The sequence below is a fragment of the Lactobacillus sp. ESL0677 genome, from assembly GCF_029392875.1.
Lineage (GTDB): Bacteria > Bacillota > Bacilli > Lactobacillales > Lactobacillaceae > Lactobacillus.
Map to the genome: position 1 here is coordinate 80,870 of NZ_CP113946.1, position 17,988 is coordinate 98,857.

The following is a 17,988-nucleotide window of genomic DNA, read 5'->3' on the forward strand; positions in this document are numbered from 1 at the left end:
TTTTATTGTCACGGGAATAGTTACCTTAATTTATATGCTGGCGATTTTACCTAAAATTATGCGGTACTTTAAAGAAGAAGGAATTGAGTAAGGTGGCGTTAGCCAATTGCTAGTCTTGAATCGTGGGGCTTTTCATGGTAAACTAAATAAGATTTTCGAAAATCTGAAAGGAAGTATAGTACTATGCGTAAAGGTGAAAATTACAACACTGGTTGTGAACCAAACCAAAGACCTAAGAACAAGAAGAACGGCAAGAAGCGTGTTGCTCACGTTGCAGCTGTTGTTCAATTCTTGAACAAGGCCAAAGCAGACGAAAACAAATAGTCTGATAATAATAAAATAAAAAGGTAGATTACGACTTGTAATCTACCTTTTTTTCTTACTGCAAATTGAGTAAAATTGGAGTAGTAACATTAAATTAAAGGAGAATGGCAACGTGAAATTTCAGTGCAGCAGCTGCGGCTTACGCATTAATTCGGTACATTTTAAAAAGCAGGGGTTGATGAATCCTAAATTAACGAGCATCTGTGATATTTGTCTGCAAAGAGGGCAAGACGCCAGTGACTTTGCTAATTCGGCAGTGCAGATTTTTGCTCAAGGTCTGCTCTATACGTTTGAGGGGCGAGATACTGAAACTGCTGCTGACTTCCTAGTTGCTAAAAAGGAAAATCGCAAGCGTTATGAAGCCTTTATTCAGGATTATGACGGCAATAGCTTGGCCCAGCAACAATTGTCCCGTCATGATTTTAATGCCGCCATTATTGCCAGTGAAACTGGTGAAAACAGCTTCGTGCCGCGGATGGATGTAACCTTTGCAGAGAACCTAGAAGAATTGGGTTTGAAGGTTGATTTTCAATTAAATGAAGTTGATTATATTGACCGCGAGCGGATTCGGGCCAAGTATCATTATCGCTGCCAATATTGTGGTCGGCGCGGGCGCAGTGTTGACCACAAGAATCCGGTATCACTCTCACATAATAATGACTTAGATAATTTGATATTGTCATGTAAAGAGTGTAATAAAATTAAGTCTAATATGCCGTATACTTTGTTTATTAAGCTAAATGATGAAATTAAGCCGGTTAACCAGAAATTAGTTAAGTATGAGAATGCACTGGCGACATTGCAAGGTGAGTTTAATGAACGGCGACGTAAATTGGCGGCAACAATGCATCTTAAGGGTGTCGTTAATGATCCAGAATTAAATATGATGCGTAAGCAAAATAAGAAATTGCAGGACGCGATTGATAGTCTCAAGAGTGATTATGATGAATTGCGGTTGTTACGCGAGCAGCATTTTATGACGGGCTGGAAACTAGCCGAAGAACAGAAAGATAATGCTATTATTTAAGAGAACAAAAGCAAAAAATTTTGATAGTAGATTTAAATAATTAGACAGGATAAAAAGACAACTCATATTGAGCTGCTTTTTTTTAATAGAACAGAAATAAATATAGTAATTATAGCTCTAGGTGCGTTTTCGGATCTTGGCCAGAAACCCGGGCATTATTTTGATCTAGAGTGGTAATTTGAGCAACTTCTGCTGACGTTAAATTAAAGTCAAAAATATCAAGGTTAGCTAATTGATGTTGGGAGCCATGAGCTAATGGTAGAGGTAACACTCCCAACTGATATTCCCAGCGTAAGATTATTTGACTGCTATCTTTATGGTACTTTTGCCCCAACTGTTTGATTAAAGGCAATTGCCGAATGGGTTGACTAAGCCCCATACCAATACCACCTAATGGACTCCACGCTTCAGTTAGAATTTGGTGCTTTTGATCGTATTGGCGCTGCTCTTTTTGACTAAAAAGGGGGTGCAATTCGACTTGATTAACTTCTGGTAATTCACCTGTTTCTTTTTGTAAGCGGTCAAGATATTCTGGCAAGAAGTTTGAAACTCCGCAAGTCCGAACTAGCCCACGCTTTTTAGCTTCTAGTAGTGCTTGCCATGCAGAAACATATTCGTCGCGCATAGGATTAGGCCAATGAATCAAATAGAGGTCGAAGTAGTCTAAGTGCAAGCGATAAAGGGACTCTTCAATGGTAGTTAATGCTGCTTGATATGACTGGTAGCGTCCCGGTAATTTGGATGAAATCACTAGGTCGTTACGGTTAATGCTGCTCTGCTGAATGGCTTGGCCAATCGTGCCTTCGTTTTCATAATTGTAGGCAGTATCAATTAGGCGATACCCGTTGTTAATTGCGGCAGTTAATGTTTGGATGCCGGCCTTGCCCTTAATGCCAGAAGTACCAAAGCCAATTGCGGGTAATTGTAGTCCATTTCTTAGAGTAAATGTAGGAATATTCATTTTATTTGCCTTTCTAATGATAATTAATATTTTCTTCAGCAGTTACTAGATCGGATAAGAAATGATCAATGGTTGATAATTCTTCGTTAGTAAAACGATCAAGTACATGTCCTAATTGTTGATCCTTTTTTTGCAGTAGTTGATTATGTAACTGTGCTAGCTGGATACCAGCTGGAGTTAAGGTATAGTGCTTGCTGCGGGCGTCTGCTTGATCTTGATTAGCGACAACCAAACCTTTTTTAATTAAAGTGGTTAAGCGTTTAGAGAGTGTTCCGCGCAGTACGCCTAAGTGTGCACGAATTTCGGTCGCTGTTGCGTGAGGCGTAGCTAATAAATACGATAAGATATGAAAGTGTACGGTGCTTAAATTTTGGGCAAGGTAATCTTGAGCAACTAACCATTTCTTTTCTTGATCTTCATTGTTGTCTAAAGCTAGCAGATGATAATATTTAGCTAAAATTTGTTGATATTTAGTCATAGTATTCCTTTATAAATTTAAATAGTTGCATCACAAATGATTAGTAGTAAACTTATTAAGTAAATAATTTCCTAGGAAACTATATGCTTTTAATTTTATAAATTACTAGAAAGGATGTCAAACAATATGGTAAATAAAGATGTTGATAAACAGACTAAGCTGGCAATTATTGCAGCAGCAATGTTGTCATTCTTAGGGATTTTGGTTGAAACCTCACTTAATGTAACCTTTCCAACTTTGGCTAAAGAATTACATGTATCTTTAGGAACGGTCCAGTGGGTAACATCTGGCTACTTACTAACGGTTGCAGTTATTATGAGCACCACCGGTTATCTTAATCAAAGATTTAATGCTCATAATCTGTTTACGGCTGCGATTACGTTCAATTTAGTGGGAACGATTATTTGTGCAAGTGCGCAGAACTTCGTTGCGCTGATTAGTGGTCGCTTATTACAAGCTGTTTCTACAGGAATCTCAACACCCTTACTGTTTAATTTAGTACTGACTTTAGTTCCGCAATCTAAGAGGGGCAGTTATATGGGATTTAGTGAGATGGTGATTTCTTTTGCGCCGGCCTTGGGTCCAACTTACGGCGGCACATTAACTTCTTTTTGGTCTTGGCGAGGGATTTTTATTGTAGCGCTGGCTATTTTAATCATCACTGCAATTATGGGTGAAAAATATATTCATTTAGCGCCTCAAGGCACATTACAAAAGTTTGACTGGCTTGGGGTCTTATTATTAACGATGATGCTTGGCAGTTTAAGTACAGCTTTTACCAATGCTGGTAAATTTGGTTTTACTAGTTTTAGCTTTATTGGTTTGCTATTAGTTTCTGTCGTAATTGCGTTTGTCTTAGCTTGGCATTTGCACCGCTCATCACGTAAAATTTTGAACTTTCGCTTGTTGAAACAACCATTGGTTGCTTTAAGGTGGGTTAACTACTTTATTTTAGCATTTATCAATATTGGTATTTCATTTGTTATTCCTATTTTTGTTGAAGATTGTTTGCATCAGAGCTCGTTTATTGCTGGCTTATTATTACTGCCGGGTGCATTGGTGGGAGCGTTTGTTTCGCCTCTTGCTGGTAAAATATTCGATCATGGACAAGCCTTTAGTTCAATGTTGTGGTCAAGCTTAATTATGCTAACGGGATCATTACTCTTTTTCGGAACTACGGGTTTTATTACTACTTTAACTATTGGCATAATCTATATTTTAATGCGGGGCGGTTTTAATTTGGGTTTTAGCAACACGTTATCAGACGCTAGTTTGCAGATTACTCGTCAGGAAAACGCGGCTTTAAATTCATTATTTAACACAACGCAGCAGTATGCGGGTTCATTCGGTACTAGTGTTTTATCAGCTGTAATTGCTACTACTCAATCACATGGTGGTAGTTTAGCTGCATCTACTGCATTAGGTAGTAAGCTGGATTATGGCATTTTAGCTGTTCTTTGTGTAATCAGTTTAATCACAGTTGTCTGGGGCAGAGTAATTGTAAAACGGCAATAAGTTACGTTAACTTAGCTGATAACTTTAAAAATATTCTTCAAAAACTTGTATAATAGGTTTTGAAAAATAGAATTTATAAAAGAAGATGGAGTAACGAAGCAAGGCTCATTAGTTACAAGTAGTGAAAATAATACTCCTTTAGCTAGTCGTGTTCGGCCTAAAAATTGGGCACAATTTGTGGGGCAAGAGCAATTGCTTGGCAATGGGAAAATATTACGTGAGATGATTGAGAGCCAGCAATTATCTTCAATGATTTTTTGGGGCCCGCCAGGTGTTGGCAAGACGACTTTAGCAGAAATTATTGCACAGCAAAGCCAGCGTTGTTTGTGCAGTTCAATCTGGATTGGCTGTGAAGCATCATAAGAGTGATAATGAATTAATGACTGATAGTGCCCATTGTGAACTAAGGGAGTTTGACAAGTGGGACAAGCAGTTAAAGGGAGCTTGAGTTAAGCGACTAAAACCCTAGTAACTTGATCGGCAGCTAAATAAGTAGCAGAAAAAGTGAGGTTATTGTCTTTAATATTAAGCAAAAGTTTAGTTGAATAGTTATCAATAGAGGTCATAGTCAAAACTCCAATCTTTTTAAGTGGTGGCTGGGGCCTCTTTTTTGTACAAAAATATCCTGTTAACATAATACCACAAGGTATTCATCAACAGGATTTAGTGTACAACCATTAAAACCGACTTGTTAGTAAGTTGGCTCTTTTTAATTAACATCATTTAAGATAAAATTATTGATTAAGCCGCTTCTGGCGCCGATGTAACATGATAATTGCGTTACTTTTGCGGCAGATATTGTTAAGTTATTGTTTAGAAAGGAAGTAAAGTGCAAATGGAATTAGCGCATGTTTTACGTGAAAAAAGGCAAGAAATGAATTTAACGCAGCAGCAGTTGGCAGATAAGTTACATGTGACGCGCCAAACGTTGTCGCGCTGGGAAAATTCATTGAGCTATCCTAATTTGGACACTTTGGTAGAACTAAGTGTCCTATTGGCGGTTCCGCTTGACACTTTATTGAAAGGAGACAATAACGCAATGGTTAAGAAAATTAGTTCGGATGTAAATGATAAACGGAGATACCACCGTTATTTGATAATTATTGGCAGTATCTTTACCGTGATTTTAATATGGCTCTGCGTTTTAGGCTATGGCCGGGCAAATCAAATGGAGTGGATTGACCGCTTTAACCCATTTTTAGAAACGAAGTATGGTTATGCTGTTTTGCCGGATAAAGTCGAAGTGAAAAAAGAACGTGGAATCGAGCAACATGGTAAAACCGAGAAGAAGGTGTGGCTTAAAGTTCCACAAAAAGTGGATGCGTATGTTACTGACGATGCTTTTAGTCATGGTTCGTGGTTAAAGTTTTCTACTGGAGAATACGACTTAAAGCACCGCTGGGCTTATGTCATGCATAAGGGCTCATATGTATATGCAGCTCGCTTAGTTAAAAAGAGTGAGATACCTCTACAAATGCGTGAAACAATACCGGATGATTATACGCCATTTAAAGAATCAACAGGACCAGAGCATGCATCTACTGCATTAAGAGTGAATAAAAATTTCCCGTGGTGGCCATTTAATTAATCAAAAAGAACCAACTTGTTAGTAAGTTGGCTCTTTTTATGATTATTTTTAATTATTTTGGAAGTTACGTAAGAACTTAACAGTTTTTTCGTTTTGTGGATGATTAAGTAATTGGTCAGGACTACCTTGTTCGGCAATAACACCATCGCTGATAAAGAGGACTTGATCGGAAACATCGCGGGCAAAGGCCATTTCATGAGTAACAATAATCATTGTTAATCCGGTAGTGGCTAAGTCCTTCATAACGCTAAGTACTTCGCCGACCATTTCTGGATCAAGGGCACTAGTTGGCTCATCGAATAATAAAATCTCTGGATCCATTGAAATCGCGCGGGCGATTGCGACCCGTTGTTGCTGCCCACCAGACAATTGCTTAGGACGAGCATTAATGTATTCTGCCATGCCGACTTTTTTAAGGTTGCTGATAGCAATTTTGCGGGCTTCTTCTTTGGAACGCTTCAAGACCAGCTCTTGACCAACCATGCAGTTGGCTAAGACGTCTTTGTTTTCAAATAAGTCAAATTGCTGGAAAACCATGCCGACTTTGGCCCGGTAGATATTCCGGTTGTAGCCGGGAGCTAGTACATTTTCACTGTGGAAATCAATTTCACCAGCACTAGGCTCCTCTAGCATGTTAATGCAGCGTAAAGTAGTTGATTTACCACCGCCAGAAGGCCCGATAATTGTAGCAATTTCGCCTTTTTTAATATCAAAAGAAATATCCTTCAATACTTGGTGATTACCAAAAGACTTTTGAATGTGCTTTAAACTTAAAATTGTACTGTTTGCTTGTGTCATTATTTGTTAACCTCCGTCTTTTCAGTTGGGCCAACTTGAACTTGATTGGCCATCAAATTATAGTTCTTACTGCCTTCCAGATGCTTTTCAATTAGGTTGAAAATTCTAGTAATTGTAAAGGTCAGAATTAGGTAGATTACAGAAATTGTTAGGTAAGTTGGGAAGAACTTAAACGTTTGACTAGCAATCGTGGTCCCAACGAAGAACAATTCCGAAACAGAAATAATACTTAAAACTGAAGTATCCTTGATGTTAACGATAAATTCGTTAGTGATTGATGGCAGACAGTTTCTAATAGCTTGCGGCAGAATAATATGCCACATTCTCTGATTATGAGTCATCCCTAGAGCACTGGCAGCTTCAAATTGTCCTTCTGGTGTTGAGATAATCCCGCCGCGGATAATTTCGGCTAAATATGCACCAGTATTAATGGAAACAATGACTAATGCAGCTGCAGTTCTGTCGATATTAAGGTGCCAGAATTGGGCAATCCCATAGTAAATTACAGCTGCTTGAACCATCATTGGTGTGCCCCGGAAGATTTCGATATAAACGGATAATAGCCAATCGATGAACTTTAAGCCCCAACGCTTACCGCGAGTAGTTGGGGTAGGGATTGTCCGGATGATACCAACAACTAAACCGATGAAGAATCCGGCAATGGTACCAACTGATGCTAGTAATAGCGTCATCCCGATACCACTAATAATCATGCCGCCGTATTGCTTCCACATGGAAACGAACCAGTTTTCTGGCTTTCCAGTTTTGCTCTTAGAATTGTCGGTCTTTGGTTGCTGTTTAACGGCAGTGTTCATTAACTTAACTCGTTGAGCATTAGAAATTGTTGCTAAAATTTGGTTAACTTGCTTGAGCAGCTGCTTGTTAGGCTTGGCAATCCCAATTGAAGTAACTGATTCTTCTTTAGTGGCGTGGAAACCAGGCATTTTGCTGACGGGAATAGCTTTAATATCTGGGTCAACCAACTTAAATGAAGTTGCTTCAGTATCTTCGGCTACGTAACCATCAATTGTGCCTGAAATTAAACTTTGCCGCATGGCAGCGAAGTCACGCATGGCAGGTTGACGTTTAGCGCCAGTCAATTGCTTAATTAATTGGTAGTGGAAAGTTCCTTGTTGAGCAGTTAATTTAGCGCCCTTAAAGTCAGACAGCTTTTTGGCAGTGGCATATTTGCTGCCAACCTTAGTGATGACAACGAATGTGCTCCGACGATAAGGATTAGAAAAGTTGATTGCTTTTTCACGTTCAGCAGTTGGACTCATTCCGGCGATGATTAAATCGGCCTTGCCACTAGTTAGGGCTGGCAACAATCCGTCCCATTCGGTTTTGAAGACAACCACTTTTTTGTGTAATTTTTGGCCAATGATCTTGGCAATTTTGACATCATAACCATTGGCATAGGTGTGTGAACCGTCGATCGGTACAGCGCCGTTAGCGTTATTAGTTTGGGTCCAGTTGTAGGGCTGATAGTTGGCTTCCATGGCCACTTTCAAGACGCCATTATCCTTGGCATAAGCAGTCTGGGACTTGAAATTTAATCCCACTGCTAAACCAAGCAAGACCGCAATTAACGCGGTAAACCATTTACTTTTTGACTTCATTTTAAAACCTCCAAAAACGTTTCAAATAAAGCCAACACAATAAAAAGCGTAAATAAAAACCTCATCGTCTTTCAAGACAACGAGGTTATAATTGATCATATTTAGACAAATCATATAGCGCTCCCCGGGGAAACCGGGACAGTCCGCAGAATTTGCTTCTGCGTCCCAACAAAAATAATCGGACAAGTATTGTTTTCGTTTCGGCGGTAATCCTTACATCAGCCATCTTAGCTCTTTGCCAGCTCCGACTGAATTCGTGGTTATCGCGACCTCTATTGCATTGGAAATTATTTAATTTGACTAAAAGCATAGGCTAAAAAGATTGCTTTGTCAACTATTTATTTATAGAGAATGAGATAAATTGAATGCGTAAGTACAATTTGCCAATATGTATCTACAAGATAAAAGAAAAGAGATTTATGCAAAATCCAGCTGATCTAACTAAAGAAACAAATTTATTTAAAACAAGAAATTCATGGGCTTTTCGAGTTTTGAAGCAAGACAAAGAATTTCTTCATGCAGATAGTAATACACGCTTTAAAAAGACTATTTCGCCAGATGGGAAACAAATAACTTCGTTTATCCTTTTATTGAAATGAGCCGAAATTTAATTAAGTAACATAAAAAAGCTCCATTCTTTTTAATTAAGAACGGTGCTTTTTTATGTTGAAAATTATTCCGTTAAATATTTTTGAGCAAATTTCAGATAAAACTTGCATGCTGCTAAGTAGTCGGGAATATCAACGTACTCGTCAATTTGATGGCAGCTGTCATTGCCCGGCCCAATGCTAAACATCGTTGGTGCTGTTGGACTATTGACAAACTTAGAAGCATCGGTGGTGCCTGATTCGGTTACCAAATTAACTGGTCGCTTTAAAACGGCAGCAAGTAATTCCTGAGCCGCCTGCACGTATTCATTGTTTTCATCACCAGAGACGGCTTCGCCTAAATAATCATACTGCAATTCAAAATGGTGCTGCGGCATTTGATTAACTTCATTGATTACATCTTCTAAAATCTTTTGAATGTCTTTAACCGTGTAGAACGGGTTAATGCGAATGTTGCCGCGAGCAACAATTTTGTCAGGCATACTGTTAACTTGATCACCGCCAGAAATCATTGTGATGTTGTGCAGTACAGGACCTAACTTTTCATGGACTAGTGGCAAGTGACGTAATTTTTTGTTGGCTAATTGGATAAAATCGGTCATGCTATCAATAGCGTTGAGAACATTTAATTGGGCAGAGTGAGCGACTTTGCCGTAAGAGGTGACAGTGTAATCAATGTCGCCATTATTGGAATAAGAAATATCAAGGTTGGAGTCTTCACCGATGACAATAACGTCTAAATCGTCAATAAAGCCTTCCCTAGTTAATTCTTCAGCGCCCCATTGCCCAGTTTCTTCACCAACAGACATTAATAAACGCAATTCCCCTGTTAAAGGCACGTTATCTTCGAGTAGAGTGATGAGCGTGCCAATCATCCCCGCTAAGCCGCTCTTCATATCTGTCGTGCCCCGGCCGTACATTTTGGTGTCATGGTCGTACAATTTACCAGAAAACGGATCATCACGCCAAGCTGCACGATTACCAAGGTTAACCACGTCCATATGACCGGAAAAGCCGAGCTTGAAATTGCCGTCAGTGGGGCCAATTGAGATAACCGCACTTTCGCGATCACCTTGGTAGGGAACACGTGTCATGCGAACGCGATCACCAAAAGGCGCGAATAGCTGCGCAACATAGTCAACGACTCTTTTTTCGTGGTCGTCAATGGTTTCTATTTGGATTAAATCCTGTAATAACTTAATTTGTCTCTGTCTATCCATAGTAATTCCTATCAATTAAATAATTATTTGTCTTGTGTACCAACTTGAATCTGGTTGGCCATTAAATTGTAATTCTGATTGCCATCGAGGTGTTTTTCAATTAAGTTGAAAATCCGCGTGATAGTAAAGGTTAAAATCAGGTAAATTGCGGAAATTGTCAGGTAGGTTGGGAAGAACTTGAAACTTTGACTGGCAATTGTGGAACCAACGAAGAATAATTCGGAAACAGAAATAATGCTCAAAACTGAAGTATCCTTGATGTTTACAATGAACTCGTTGGTAATTGAAGGAAGGCAATTTCTGATTGCTTGCGGCAGAATAATGTGCCACATTCTTTGGCTGTGAGTCATTCCCAGCGCACTGGCCGCCTCGAATTGACCATCAGGAGTGGAAATAATCCCGCCGCGGATAATTTCGGCCAAATATGCGCCAGTATTAATCGAAACAATGATTAAAGCAGCGGCAGTTCTGTCAATATTAAGATGCCAGAATTGCGCAATACCATAGTAAATTACGGCCGCTTGAACCATCATTGGCGTACCCCGAAAGACTTCAATATAAACTGATAGGAGCCAATTAATAAATTTCAAGCTCCAACGCTTACCGCGAGTAGTAGGTTCAGGAATTGTGCGGACAATTCCAACGACTAAGCCGATTAGGAAGCCAGCAACTGTTCCGACAGCTGCTAGTAATAAGGTCATGCCAATCCCGCTCATAATCATGCCGCCGTATTGCTTGAGCATGGAGATAAGCCACGGCTCTGGCTTACCATTTTTACCCTTCTTTGAAGTTGTCTTAGGTTGTTCTTTAATAGCTGCCGTCATTAATTCTTGGCGTTTTTTAGTAGAAATCCCTGCTAAGATCTGGTTAACGTCTTTAAGCAGCTTAGGATTAGTCTTAGCAACACCGATTGAAGAAACCATCTGTTCCTTGGTGACATGGAAGCCATGCATTGGATTAAGTTTTACCGCCTTAATGTCCGGATCAACCATTTTGAATGAAATGGCTTCGGTTGAGTCAGCGATATAGCCGTCGATTGTCCCAGAAACCAGACTTTGCCGCATTGCAGAGAAGTCACTCATGGCAGGTTCCTTCTTAACTCCGGGCAATTGGTTAATTAATTTATAGTGAAACGTACCTTGTTGTGAGGTTAATTTAGCCCCTTTAAAGTCTGTCAACTTCTTGGCATTGGCGAATCTGCTAGTCTTCTTAGTAATTACAACAAAAATACCGCTCCAATAAGCATTGGTAAAGTTAATTGCTTTAGCTCTCTCAGGTGTTGGGCTCATTCCGGCAATAATTAAGTCGGCCTTGCCACTGGTTAATGAGGGGAGTAGTCCATCCCATTCAGTCTTAAGTACGACTACTTTACGATGCAACTTTTTACCAATAATTTTGGCAATCTTAACATCATAGCCGTTGGCATAGGTATGTGAGCCGTCAATTGGGACGGCACCATTAGCCGATGTAGTTTGGGTCCAATTGTTGGGCGAGTAGTTAGCTTCCATTGCGACCTTCAATACCCCATCGTCTTTTTTAGCAGCTTGGACTGAGGGAATATTAAAAAATGCACTGATGGTAAAACTGATTAGGACTGCAAAAATTGCGGTTAACCACTTATATCTTGACTTCATTTTGAAAACCTCCAAATATTTTTCAAATAAAGCCAATACAATAAAAAGCGTAAATAAAAAACCTCGTTATCTTTCAAGACAACGAGGTATAATCAATCATATCTAGACAAATCATATAGCGCTCCCCAAGATTAACTTGGGACAGTCTGCAGAATCTGTTCCTGCAGCCCAACCAGAATCTTACGGCGGATAAAATTTTGGTTTCGGCGGCAATTCTTGACACTAATCATCTTTGCATCACGCGTGCTTAGATTAGGTTCGTAATTGTCGCGACCTCTATTGCATTGGAAATTATTTAACTTGATGAAAATACTAAATTAAATTTTGATGATTGTCAACTATATTATTAAAAAATAATTTAATAATATTTAATTTTAGACTTAAAAACAAATAGTAAGCATCTTACTTGTATTTTGTAAGTGACTACTTTATAGTGTATATATAAGCAAGGTTATGTAAGATTTTCAGGAGGTCATATAGATGGCAAAATTAACACAAGAAATGCAAGATTTAGTAACAAGCGAATTTCCTTTCTTAGCAACAGCTGACAAAGATGGTAATCCTCAAGTAGGTCCTAAGGGTTCATTAAAGGTTTACGATGATGAACACTTAGCTTACGTTGAATGGACAAGTAAGACTGCTTACGAAAACTTAAAGGCTACTGGTAAGGCAGCCGTTGCTGTATCAAACAAGGCAGCTGGAACTGGCTACCGCTTTGAAGGTACAGCTCATGTTTACCAACCTGGCTCAGAAGAATATAAAGCTGCTAAGGAAAAGGGCAGCCTTGGCGATGGTACAGCCATTGTTGTAATTGATGTTGAAAGAATTTATCAATTAGGACATGTTCCAGAAGCTGGTGACTTATTGGTTGAAGGTGCACCAGAACGCCGCGGTTACTAATAAACTGAATAACTAATCTTAAACACGCTAGACAGAATTGCCTAGCGTGTTTTTTTGTGCTGATTTTTAATTTTTAACAACAGGGGTCTTTTCGTATGCCGTCATGTCTTTACCGAGAATTAGGAAGACAAAGACGGTAATAATCGCAATAAATGCTGGCAGTAAAAGTGGCTTTTTAAGTAAGTCAAAAATGCCAGCAACAATTGTTCCGAAGAAGACGTCAAGAATTGAAGAACCAAAGGTGATAAAGCTAGCTTGACCAGATTGAATTGTAACTTCAGTCCGTCTAATTCGAATCCGTGAAATCCACGTGCTAACAGGGATGCAGCTAAGCATGACAGCAATAATACAAATGCTTAAAGTGTAAACGCTGGGACTAACGGCAAAAACGATTAAACATAGTGCGGGTAAAGTAATGAGCACCATGCTTTTCTTGAAATTTAATTTGATCCGCAAAACGAGGTTGCCTAAGATGGTGCCAATGGCATAATCGACAATTAAATAGACAATGTTGGTATACTGGGGATCAATACTACTCCACAGGTAGACCATTAGACTATTAAAATAACCCATCAATAAGCTAATAAAAATTGCTAGGATAATTGAGCTGCGTAAGCCGGTATTAGTTTTAATCATGTGATAAATCTTTTTGATTTGCGCTAAGGTTGAATTAGTGGCTAGATCATGACCAATCAGATTGGGATCGTAGCTCTCGTCTAGTAAACTAGTTGGAATCGTAAATAACAGGTAGGCGATACTACCAACAAGTAATAAAAATTTGTAGATAATTGAGCTATCGTTAAGCTTGCTAGCCAGAACATAGGCACAGCCAATTGCTAAGTAACTTAAAATTAAGCCAATATTGCCGAAAGTTGTATTCTTACCAATTACCATGTCAACTTGTTCATCGGGAATAAAGCGCTTGGTGGCACCATTATATGCAGACTGAGCAAAAAGTGCGATAAAAGTCATGACGATGTCGCAGCCAATGTAGGCATAAATAAAATAAACGTCATTAAAGAAAAAGGGAATTAGTAAGATTAAGCCCAGCATTGGATAGGTGATTTGCAGGGCTTTTTTCTTACTAATGCGATCCATTGTGGAACCAACAAAAAGTGTCAGAATGATGATGCCAAACGATTCTAAGCTAGAAAAGATGCTGTTGACAGTTACCGACCGTGAAAAAGAAGCGATTAAGATTGAACCGCCAATACTAACAGATAGGTCACCCAGATTAGAAATTAATGCCATGATTGGTAAAAGGGAAGAGTTACGTACTTTTTTCATATTTAGCTCCTGTAAAAATATTATGTAATTATTATGAGCTAAATATGAGTAAATTTCAATAATGTTAAATATGCTTTAATGTGGATAGAACTTTTTGAAACCAACAAAAATTTATTTCCAACCATGATTTTCTGTGTAATCACGTTTTTTCATTCTTGAAACATAGGGATTGCCAGCGACATAATAACGTAAAGGCTTTTGTGCCCATTCTGGTTCAGATTGATTAATGCCAACTCGCGGCCCAGCAATGATTTTAGCTGCATGCTTTTTGTGAGCATTGTCTAGGTCGATGCTAAATGGTGAATCATCTAAAAAGCGTAGGTTCCAATGTTTATCATGAATACCAAAGGCCTGCATCATTTTAGCGGGGCCATTGGTTAGTAAAACCCCACTTTTGCCACCGCGATTGGCAGTCATTTGCTCAATGCCCCATGCAGGCTCAATTGCTCTAATTAAAATTCCCTGTGGTTCATCTAGTTCTTGTGTAGCCACATCAAAGAAAAAATATTGCCTTTGGCTATAGATATAAATGGTGCCGCCAGCGCGGTACAAGCCTTCGTTAGCTGGACTGCGGCGATTGCCATATGAATGCGCGGCGCGATCGCGAGCGCCCAAATAGGCTTCGGTTTCAACGATATAGCCGCCCATTAAATGCTGGCCGTCATTGTAAGTTAAAGGCCGTCCGATTAGGTCAGCGGTGATTTTGGCGGTAGAATTGTTGGTAAAGTATGTGGAATAATTCATTTTTCTTCCTAGTAAAATATTGAAAATAAAAGGGAAATAATAATGACAGAAATTAAATTAGTGCGAATTTATGATCATGAACAACCAGCTGGTTACCGAATTTTAGTTGATCGGTTATGGCCACGCGGGATGAGTAAGGCTAAGGCTAACTTGGATGAATGGGCAAAAGAAGTGGGTCCAAGTAGCGACTTGCGCAAATGGTTTAATCATGAAGATGCAAAGTTTGCCTCTTTTAAGCAAAAATATCTTGCGCAGTTACAGGAAAATCCGGCGCTGCCGCAATTTTTAGAATTAATAAAAACGCAGCTGACTAAGCAGGATGTCTTGTTTTTATATGGTGCTAAAAATAAAGAGCACAACCAGGCGGTTGTACTCAAAGAATATGTGCTGCAGTCCTTATAGTTTATGGCCGTGGCGTTTAATCCGCCAGAAGTGAAAGGCAATCGTCAGTAAAAGAATGCCAAAGACAATCATTGCGAACAGTGTGTTGGGGAGTTCGTAATTAAATGGCGGCAGTGATAGTAGCAGTTTAAGTGCAATAATCCCAATTAAGATGTAGGCCATTGGTTGTAATTCCGGAATAATATCCATCAGTCTGATGATGACTTCGGCTACGCCCCGCATGCACAAAATCCCAATCATTCCGCCGATTAGAACAACTACTGGATTGCTGGAAACGGCCAGTGCTGCTAAAACTGAGTCAATTGAAAAGACAATATCCATTGCTTCAATTGAAATAACTGTGCGCCAAAAGAGGGACAAGACATGCTTGCCCTTCTTTTTTTGATGAGTCAAAATCTTTTCTTTTTCGGCTTTTTCTTTTGTGGCCGCTTTTTGCGGGTGGCGTTGGTCATAGAAAAATTTGATGGCGAGGTAAAACAGGTAGAAGCTACCGGCTAATTTAATCTCCCAAAAATTAATCAGGTAAGTTCCGATCCCAATAACGATAAAGCGGAAAATATATGCGCCCCAAAGACCGTAAAACAAGGACTTTTCTTGCTGCTTTTTATCAGGTAAGACCTTTGTCTGCGCGGCTAAAACGACTGCATTGTCAACAGACAACAGGCACTCCATCAAAATCAGGGTAAGAATAATCATCCAATCCTTGCCGCTAGTTAAGACGTGCAGCCAATTGCTAGCGCTGAAAAAGGGGGCATACATTTTAATAATTGACATCTAAAAACTCTTTTCTAAATTGATGAGGTGTTTCTTGTAATCATTGCCAAGACGATACTGACCATAAGTACCATCGGCATGAATTACGCGATGGCACGGGATGAAAAACAAAACAGGATTCAGAGCAACCGCGTGAGCCACTGCTCGAACAGCTTGCGGCTGCTTAATCGCCTGAGCCAATTCTCGATAACTGATTGTCTGACCATAAGGGATTTGTCTTACTTGCTCAAGGACTTTTCGCTGCCAAGGCGTGACTATCTGGCTAATACTTAGCGGCACATCGAACTCTTTCCTAGTTCCAGTTAAAAATTCCTGTAATTCTTGGACATAAGGTGTGAGTCTCGCCCGGTCAGCCAGTAACTTTTCGCCTGGATAAAAGTGACTTAGTGGCAAAGTTGCTGCGTTTGTTTGCCCAACATAAGTAAGGCCGCTTTCATCTGCGACTAATTGAAAAGTCACATGGTCAATGGCTAAATTTGTATAATAAAGCATTAAATTTGGTCAAAAACGTCCAGCGCGTCAGCAATAATTGAAGAAATTCCGGCAGCAGGGATTTCAGTCTTGTTAATTGCCCAGATTTTGGCGCCATTTTGGCGGTAAGACAACAACTGGGCAAACGGATAAACGACAAAGCTGGTACCAGAAATAATTACTAAATCAGAATTTTGCATGGCATTAACGGACTTAGATAGATTATCGCCGTTGATAGCTTCGCCATAAAGCACGATACCGGGACGAATGATGCCGCCGCAATTCTCATGCCGGTAGCTTTTGGCGTATTCCGTATAGGAAACAGGTTGGTGGCACTTGGTGCAGTAGATATTATACAAGCTACCGTGAAATTCGGTCACGTGCTGATTGCCAGCCTTTGTATCAAGGTGGTCAACGTTTTGGGTAATTAAATCGCCCTTGTCGTTACAAAGCTCGGCAATTTTTTGGTGGATTGCATTCGGCTTGGCATCGGGGAAGTACATGTTATCCATGACAAATTTGTAGAAAAAGTCGGGCCGATTATAAAGCGTTTCTTTACTTAAAATAGTTTCGGGACTTTCAGAGACACCATCGTAAATCCCGTTTTTGGAACGGTAATCAGGGATGCCGGAATGAGTAGAAACACCGGCACCAGTTAGAAATGTAATGTGCTGGGCTTGGTCAATGTCATGTTTTAATTCAGTTATTTGTTTTGGGTCAATCATCAGTTATGCACCTTTCTTAAAATTAATTTACTATCTGTAGTTTACTACAAGTTGCGGCTGCGATGAATGAGTTTAGTGTAACAGGCTAGGGGTTTTGCAATTTAAGGGGTTAATAAAAAGCAGCTCTTGCGAGTTTACGCTGTCAATTTAAGAAACTATTTTTTAATAAAGATGCGGGTACGTAAATAGTGCTTGAGTATTTAATAAGGAGGAAAACTTTGAATAGTGTAGATTTTTGTTGTAGCTTTGTACGACAATAATGGTACAATTTAATTGGGGAGGTGATTGTAGTGGCACAAACAGCAAGAATTGAAGCAAGAATAGATCCGAGTATTAAAGCCAAGGCTAGTAAAGAATTAGAAAAACATGGTTTGAGTATTTCTGATTTTGTTAGAATGAGTTTAACTGAAGTTGCGACTGAGGGCTTGCCGAAGCAGTATGTTATTCCCAAGCTTAGTGCAACTGTTCAAGCATCACTGGCAGAGATAAAAGCAGATATGAATGGTACTAAGAAATTGCCGAAAGCACATAGTTATGAAGAATTAATGGAATTGCTAAATGAATAAAAAAGAAATTGGCTTTTCTAGTCACTTTAAGCCTCACCCAATTCATGCTAAACGAAAATTGATTAAACAAATTAAAATGGGTTTAGGCAATCCGGCAGGAATAATCATTAAGATAATTGATATTCATCTTAATGGCCAAGCAGGCGATCATTTATTAATTTATTCGCAGTCTAAAATGATAGTGTATTTAGTTCTCATAGTGAATTATTTTAATTAATTAGCTAGAACCAAAATGGAATCAACTAAGCGACTTGAGGTTGTATAAGTATTGAAGTCGATAATCTTTCGTCTTTTAGTCAGTATTTTTATAAATAACCTTGATTTATCAACGTTTAGCACAGGTAATT

20 protein-coding genes, 1 pseudogene and 1 riboswitch are annotated in these 17,988 nt (G+C 39.3%); of the genes and pseudogenes, 10 read left to right on the forward strand and 11 right to left on the reverse strand.

The annotated features are described in order from the left end of the window. Positions 1–183 precede the first annotated feature (183 nt). Positions 184–324, forward strand: a complete 141-nt coding sequence (locus OZX76_RS00415) for a hypothetical protein (protein ID WP_277179984.1) — start codon at positions 184–186, stop codon at positions 322–324. A 112-nt stretch (positions 325–436) separates the two neighbouring features. Beyond that, positions 437–1,351, forward strand: a complete 915-nt coding sequence (locus OZX76_RS00420; RefSeq protein ID WP_277179986.1) for an HNH endonuclease signature motif containing protein — start codon at positions 437–439, stop codon at positions 1,349–1,351. Between the two features lie 109 nt (positions 1,352–1,460). Here OZX76_RS00420 and OZX76_RS00425 read toward each other — a convergent pair whose 3' ends face one another. Together OZX76_RS00425 and OZX76_RS00430 are read right to left on the reverse strand one after the other, a co-directional pair. Continuing rightward, entirely contained in the window at positions 1,461–2,312 is an 852-nt protein-coding gene (locus tag OZX76_RS00425; RefSeq protein ID WP_277179988.1) for an aldo/keto reductase, read from the reverse strand. Between the two features lie 13 nt (positions 2,313–2,325). Next, positions 2,326–2,790 carry a MarR family transcriptional regulator gene (locus tag OZX76_RS00430; protein ID WP_277133043.1) on the reverse strand — a complete coding sequence of 155 codons (465 nt, stop codon included), beginning with the start codon at positions 2,788–2,790 and terminating at the stop codon, positions 2,326–2,328. A 126-nt stretch (positions 2,791–2,916) separates the two neighbouring features. Between OZX76_RS00430 and OZX76_RS00435 the strand changes: the two genes are divergently transcribed. The 3 genes and pseudogenes from OZX76_RS00435 to OZX76_RS00445 all read left to right on the forward strand — a co-directional run bounded on the left by OZX76_RS00435 (position 2,917) and on the right by OZX76_RS00445 (position 5,893). Beyond that, positions 2,917–4,305, forward strand: coding sequence for an MFS transporter (locus OZX76_RS00435; RefSeq protein WP_277179990.1), 1,389 nt, complete (start codon positions 2,917–2,919; stop codon positions 4,303–4,305). 75 nt (positions 4,306–4,380) lie between these two features. Next, positions 4,381–4,623, forward strand: a pseudogene (locus OZX76_RS00440) (AAA family ATPase); the annotation flags it as partial. A gap of 517 nt (positions 4,624–5,140) precedes the next feature. Then, positions 5,141–5,893 (forward strand): helix-turn-helix domain-containing protein, encoded by a 753-nt coding sequence (locus tag OZX76_RS00445; RefSeq protein WP_277179992.1) that lies wholly within the window; start codon positions 5,141–5,143, stop codon positions 5,891–5,893. Between the two features lie 48 nt (positions 5,894–5,941). Here the strand turns inward: OZX76_RS00445 and OZX76_RS00450 are convergent, their stop codons facing one another. Both OZX76_RS00450 and OZX76_RS00455 read right to left on the reverse strand, forming a co-directional pair. Then, positions 5,942–6,691, reverse strand: a complete 750-nt coding sequence (locus tag OZX76_RS00450) for an amino acid ABC transporter ATP-binding protein (RefSeq protein WP_277179994.1) — start codon at positions 6,689–6,691, stop codon at positions 5,942–5,944. Beyond that, positions 6,691–8,310, reverse strand: coding sequence for an ABC transporter substrate-binding protein/permease (locus OZX76_RS00455; RefSeq protein ID WP_277179996.1), 1,620 nt, complete (start codon positions 8,308–8,310; stop codon positions 6,691–6,693). The genes OZX76_RS00450 and OZX76_RS00455 overlap by 1 nt, the downstream gene beginning before the upstream one ends. Before the next feature lie 365 nt (positions 8,311–8,675). On the opposite strand from OZX76_RS00455, the gene OZX76_RS00460 reads away from it, so the two are divergent. Continuing rightward, entirely contained in the window at positions 8,676–8,909 is a 234-nt protein-coding gene (locus OZX76_RS00460) for a hypothetical protein (protein ID WP_277179998.1), read from the forward strand. Between the two features lie 74 nt (positions 8,910–8,983). Here OZX76_RS00460 and OZX76_RS00465 read toward each other — a convergent pair whose 3' ends face one another. Then, positions 8,984–10,138 carry an ArgE/DapE family deacylase gene (locus OZX76_RS00465; protein WP_277180000.1) on the reverse strand — a complete coding sequence of 385 codons (1,155 nt, stop codon included), beginning with the start codon at positions 10,136–10,138 and terminating at the stop codon, positions 8,984–8,986. 23 nt (positions 10,139–10,161) lie between these two features. Then, positions 10,162–11,772 (reverse strand): ABC transporter substrate-binding protein/permease, encoded by a 1,611-nt coding sequence (locus OZX76_RS00470; protein ID WP_277180002.1) that lies wholly within the window; start codon positions 11,770–11,772, stop codon positions 10,162–10,164. Between the two features lie 108 nt (positions 11,773–11,880). Then, positions 11,881–12,059, reverse strand: a riboswitch (Lysine riboswitch). A gap of 193 nt (positions 12,060–12,252) precedes the next feature. Between OZX76_RS00470 and OZX76_RS00475 the strand changes: the two genes are divergently transcribed. Beyond that, positions 12,253–12,672, forward strand: coding sequence for a pyridoxamine 5'-phosphate oxidase family protein (locus OZX76_RS00475; RefSeq protein WP_277180004.1), 420 nt, complete (start codon positions 12,253–12,255; stop codon positions 12,670–12,672). Positions 12,673–12,738: 66 nt separating this feature from the next. Here the strand turns inward: OZX76_RS00475 and OZX76_RS00480 are convergent, their stop codons facing one another. Both OZX76_RS00480 and OZX76_RS00485 read right to left on the reverse strand, forming a co-directional pair. Further along, positions 12,739–13,959, reverse strand: a complete 1,221-nt coding sequence (locus OZX76_RS00480) for an MFS transporter (RefSeq protein ID WP_277180006.1) — start codon at positions 13,957–13,959, stop codon at positions 12,739–12,741. A 111-nt stretch (positions 13,960–14,070) separates the two neighbouring features. Beyond that, a complete protein-coding gene (locus OZX76_RS00485; protein WP_277180008.1) occupies positions 14,071–14,703 on the reverse strand; it encodes a DNA-3-methyladenine glycosylase in 633 nt (210 codons plus the stop codon). Between the two features lie 42 nt (positions 14,704–14,745). On the opposite strand from OZX76_RS00485, the gene OZX76_RS00490 reads away from it, so the two are divergent. Beyond that, positions 14,746–15,105 carry a DUF488 family protein gene (locus tag OZX76_RS00490; protein WP_277180010.1) on the forward strand — a complete coding sequence of 120 codons (360 nt, stop codon included), beginning with the start codon at positions 14,746–14,748 and terminating at the stop codon, positions 15,103–15,105. Here OZX76_RS00490 and OZX76_RS00495 read toward each other — a convergent pair. The 3 genes from OZX76_RS00495 to OZX76_RS00505 are packed head-to-tail and all read right to left on the reverse strand — an operon-like array spanning position 15,100 to position 17,075. After that, the gene (locus OZX76_RS00495; protein ID WP_277180012.1) at positions 15,100–15,879 is read right to left on the reverse strand and encodes a TerC family protein; all 780 of its coding nucleotides are present in this window, start codon (positions 15,877–15,879) and stop codon (positions 15,100–15,102) included. The genes OZX76_RS00490 and OZX76_RS00495 overlap by 6 nt on opposite strands. Next, positions 15,880–16,371 (reverse strand): methylated-DNA--[protein]-cysteine S-methyltransferase, encoded by a 492-nt coding sequence (locus OZX76_RS00500; RefSeq protein WP_277180014.1) that lies wholly within the window; start codon positions 16,369–16,371, stop codon positions 15,880–15,882. Then, the gene (locus OZX76_RS00505; protein WP_277180016.1) at positions 16,371–17,075 is read right to left on the reverse strand and encodes an NAD-dependent protein deacylase; all 705 of its coding nucleotides are present in this window, start codon (positions 17,073–17,075) and stop codon (positions 16,371–16,373) included. The genes OZX76_RS00500 and OZX76_RS00505 overlap by 1 nt, the downstream gene beginning before the upstream one ends. A 290-nt stretch (positions 17,076–17,365) precedes the next feature. Between OZX76_RS00505 and OZX76_RS00510 the strand changes: the two genes are divergently transcribed. Together OZX76_RS00510 and OZX76_RS00515 are read left to right on the forward strand one after the other, a co-directional pair. Further along, entirely contained in the window at positions 17,366–17,641 is a 276-nt protein-coding gene (locus OZX76_RS00510) for a type II toxin-antitoxin system RelB/DinJ family antitoxin (RefSeq protein WP_277180018.1), read from the forward strand. Continuing rightward, entirely contained in the window at positions 17,634–17,858 is a 225-nt protein-coding gene (locus tag OZX76_RS00515) for a hypothetical protein (RefSeq protein ID WP_277180020.1), read from the forward strand. Before OZX76_RS00510 ends, OZX76_RS00515 begins: the two co-directional genes overlap by 8 nt. Positions 17,859–17,988 lie beyond the last annotated feature (130 nt).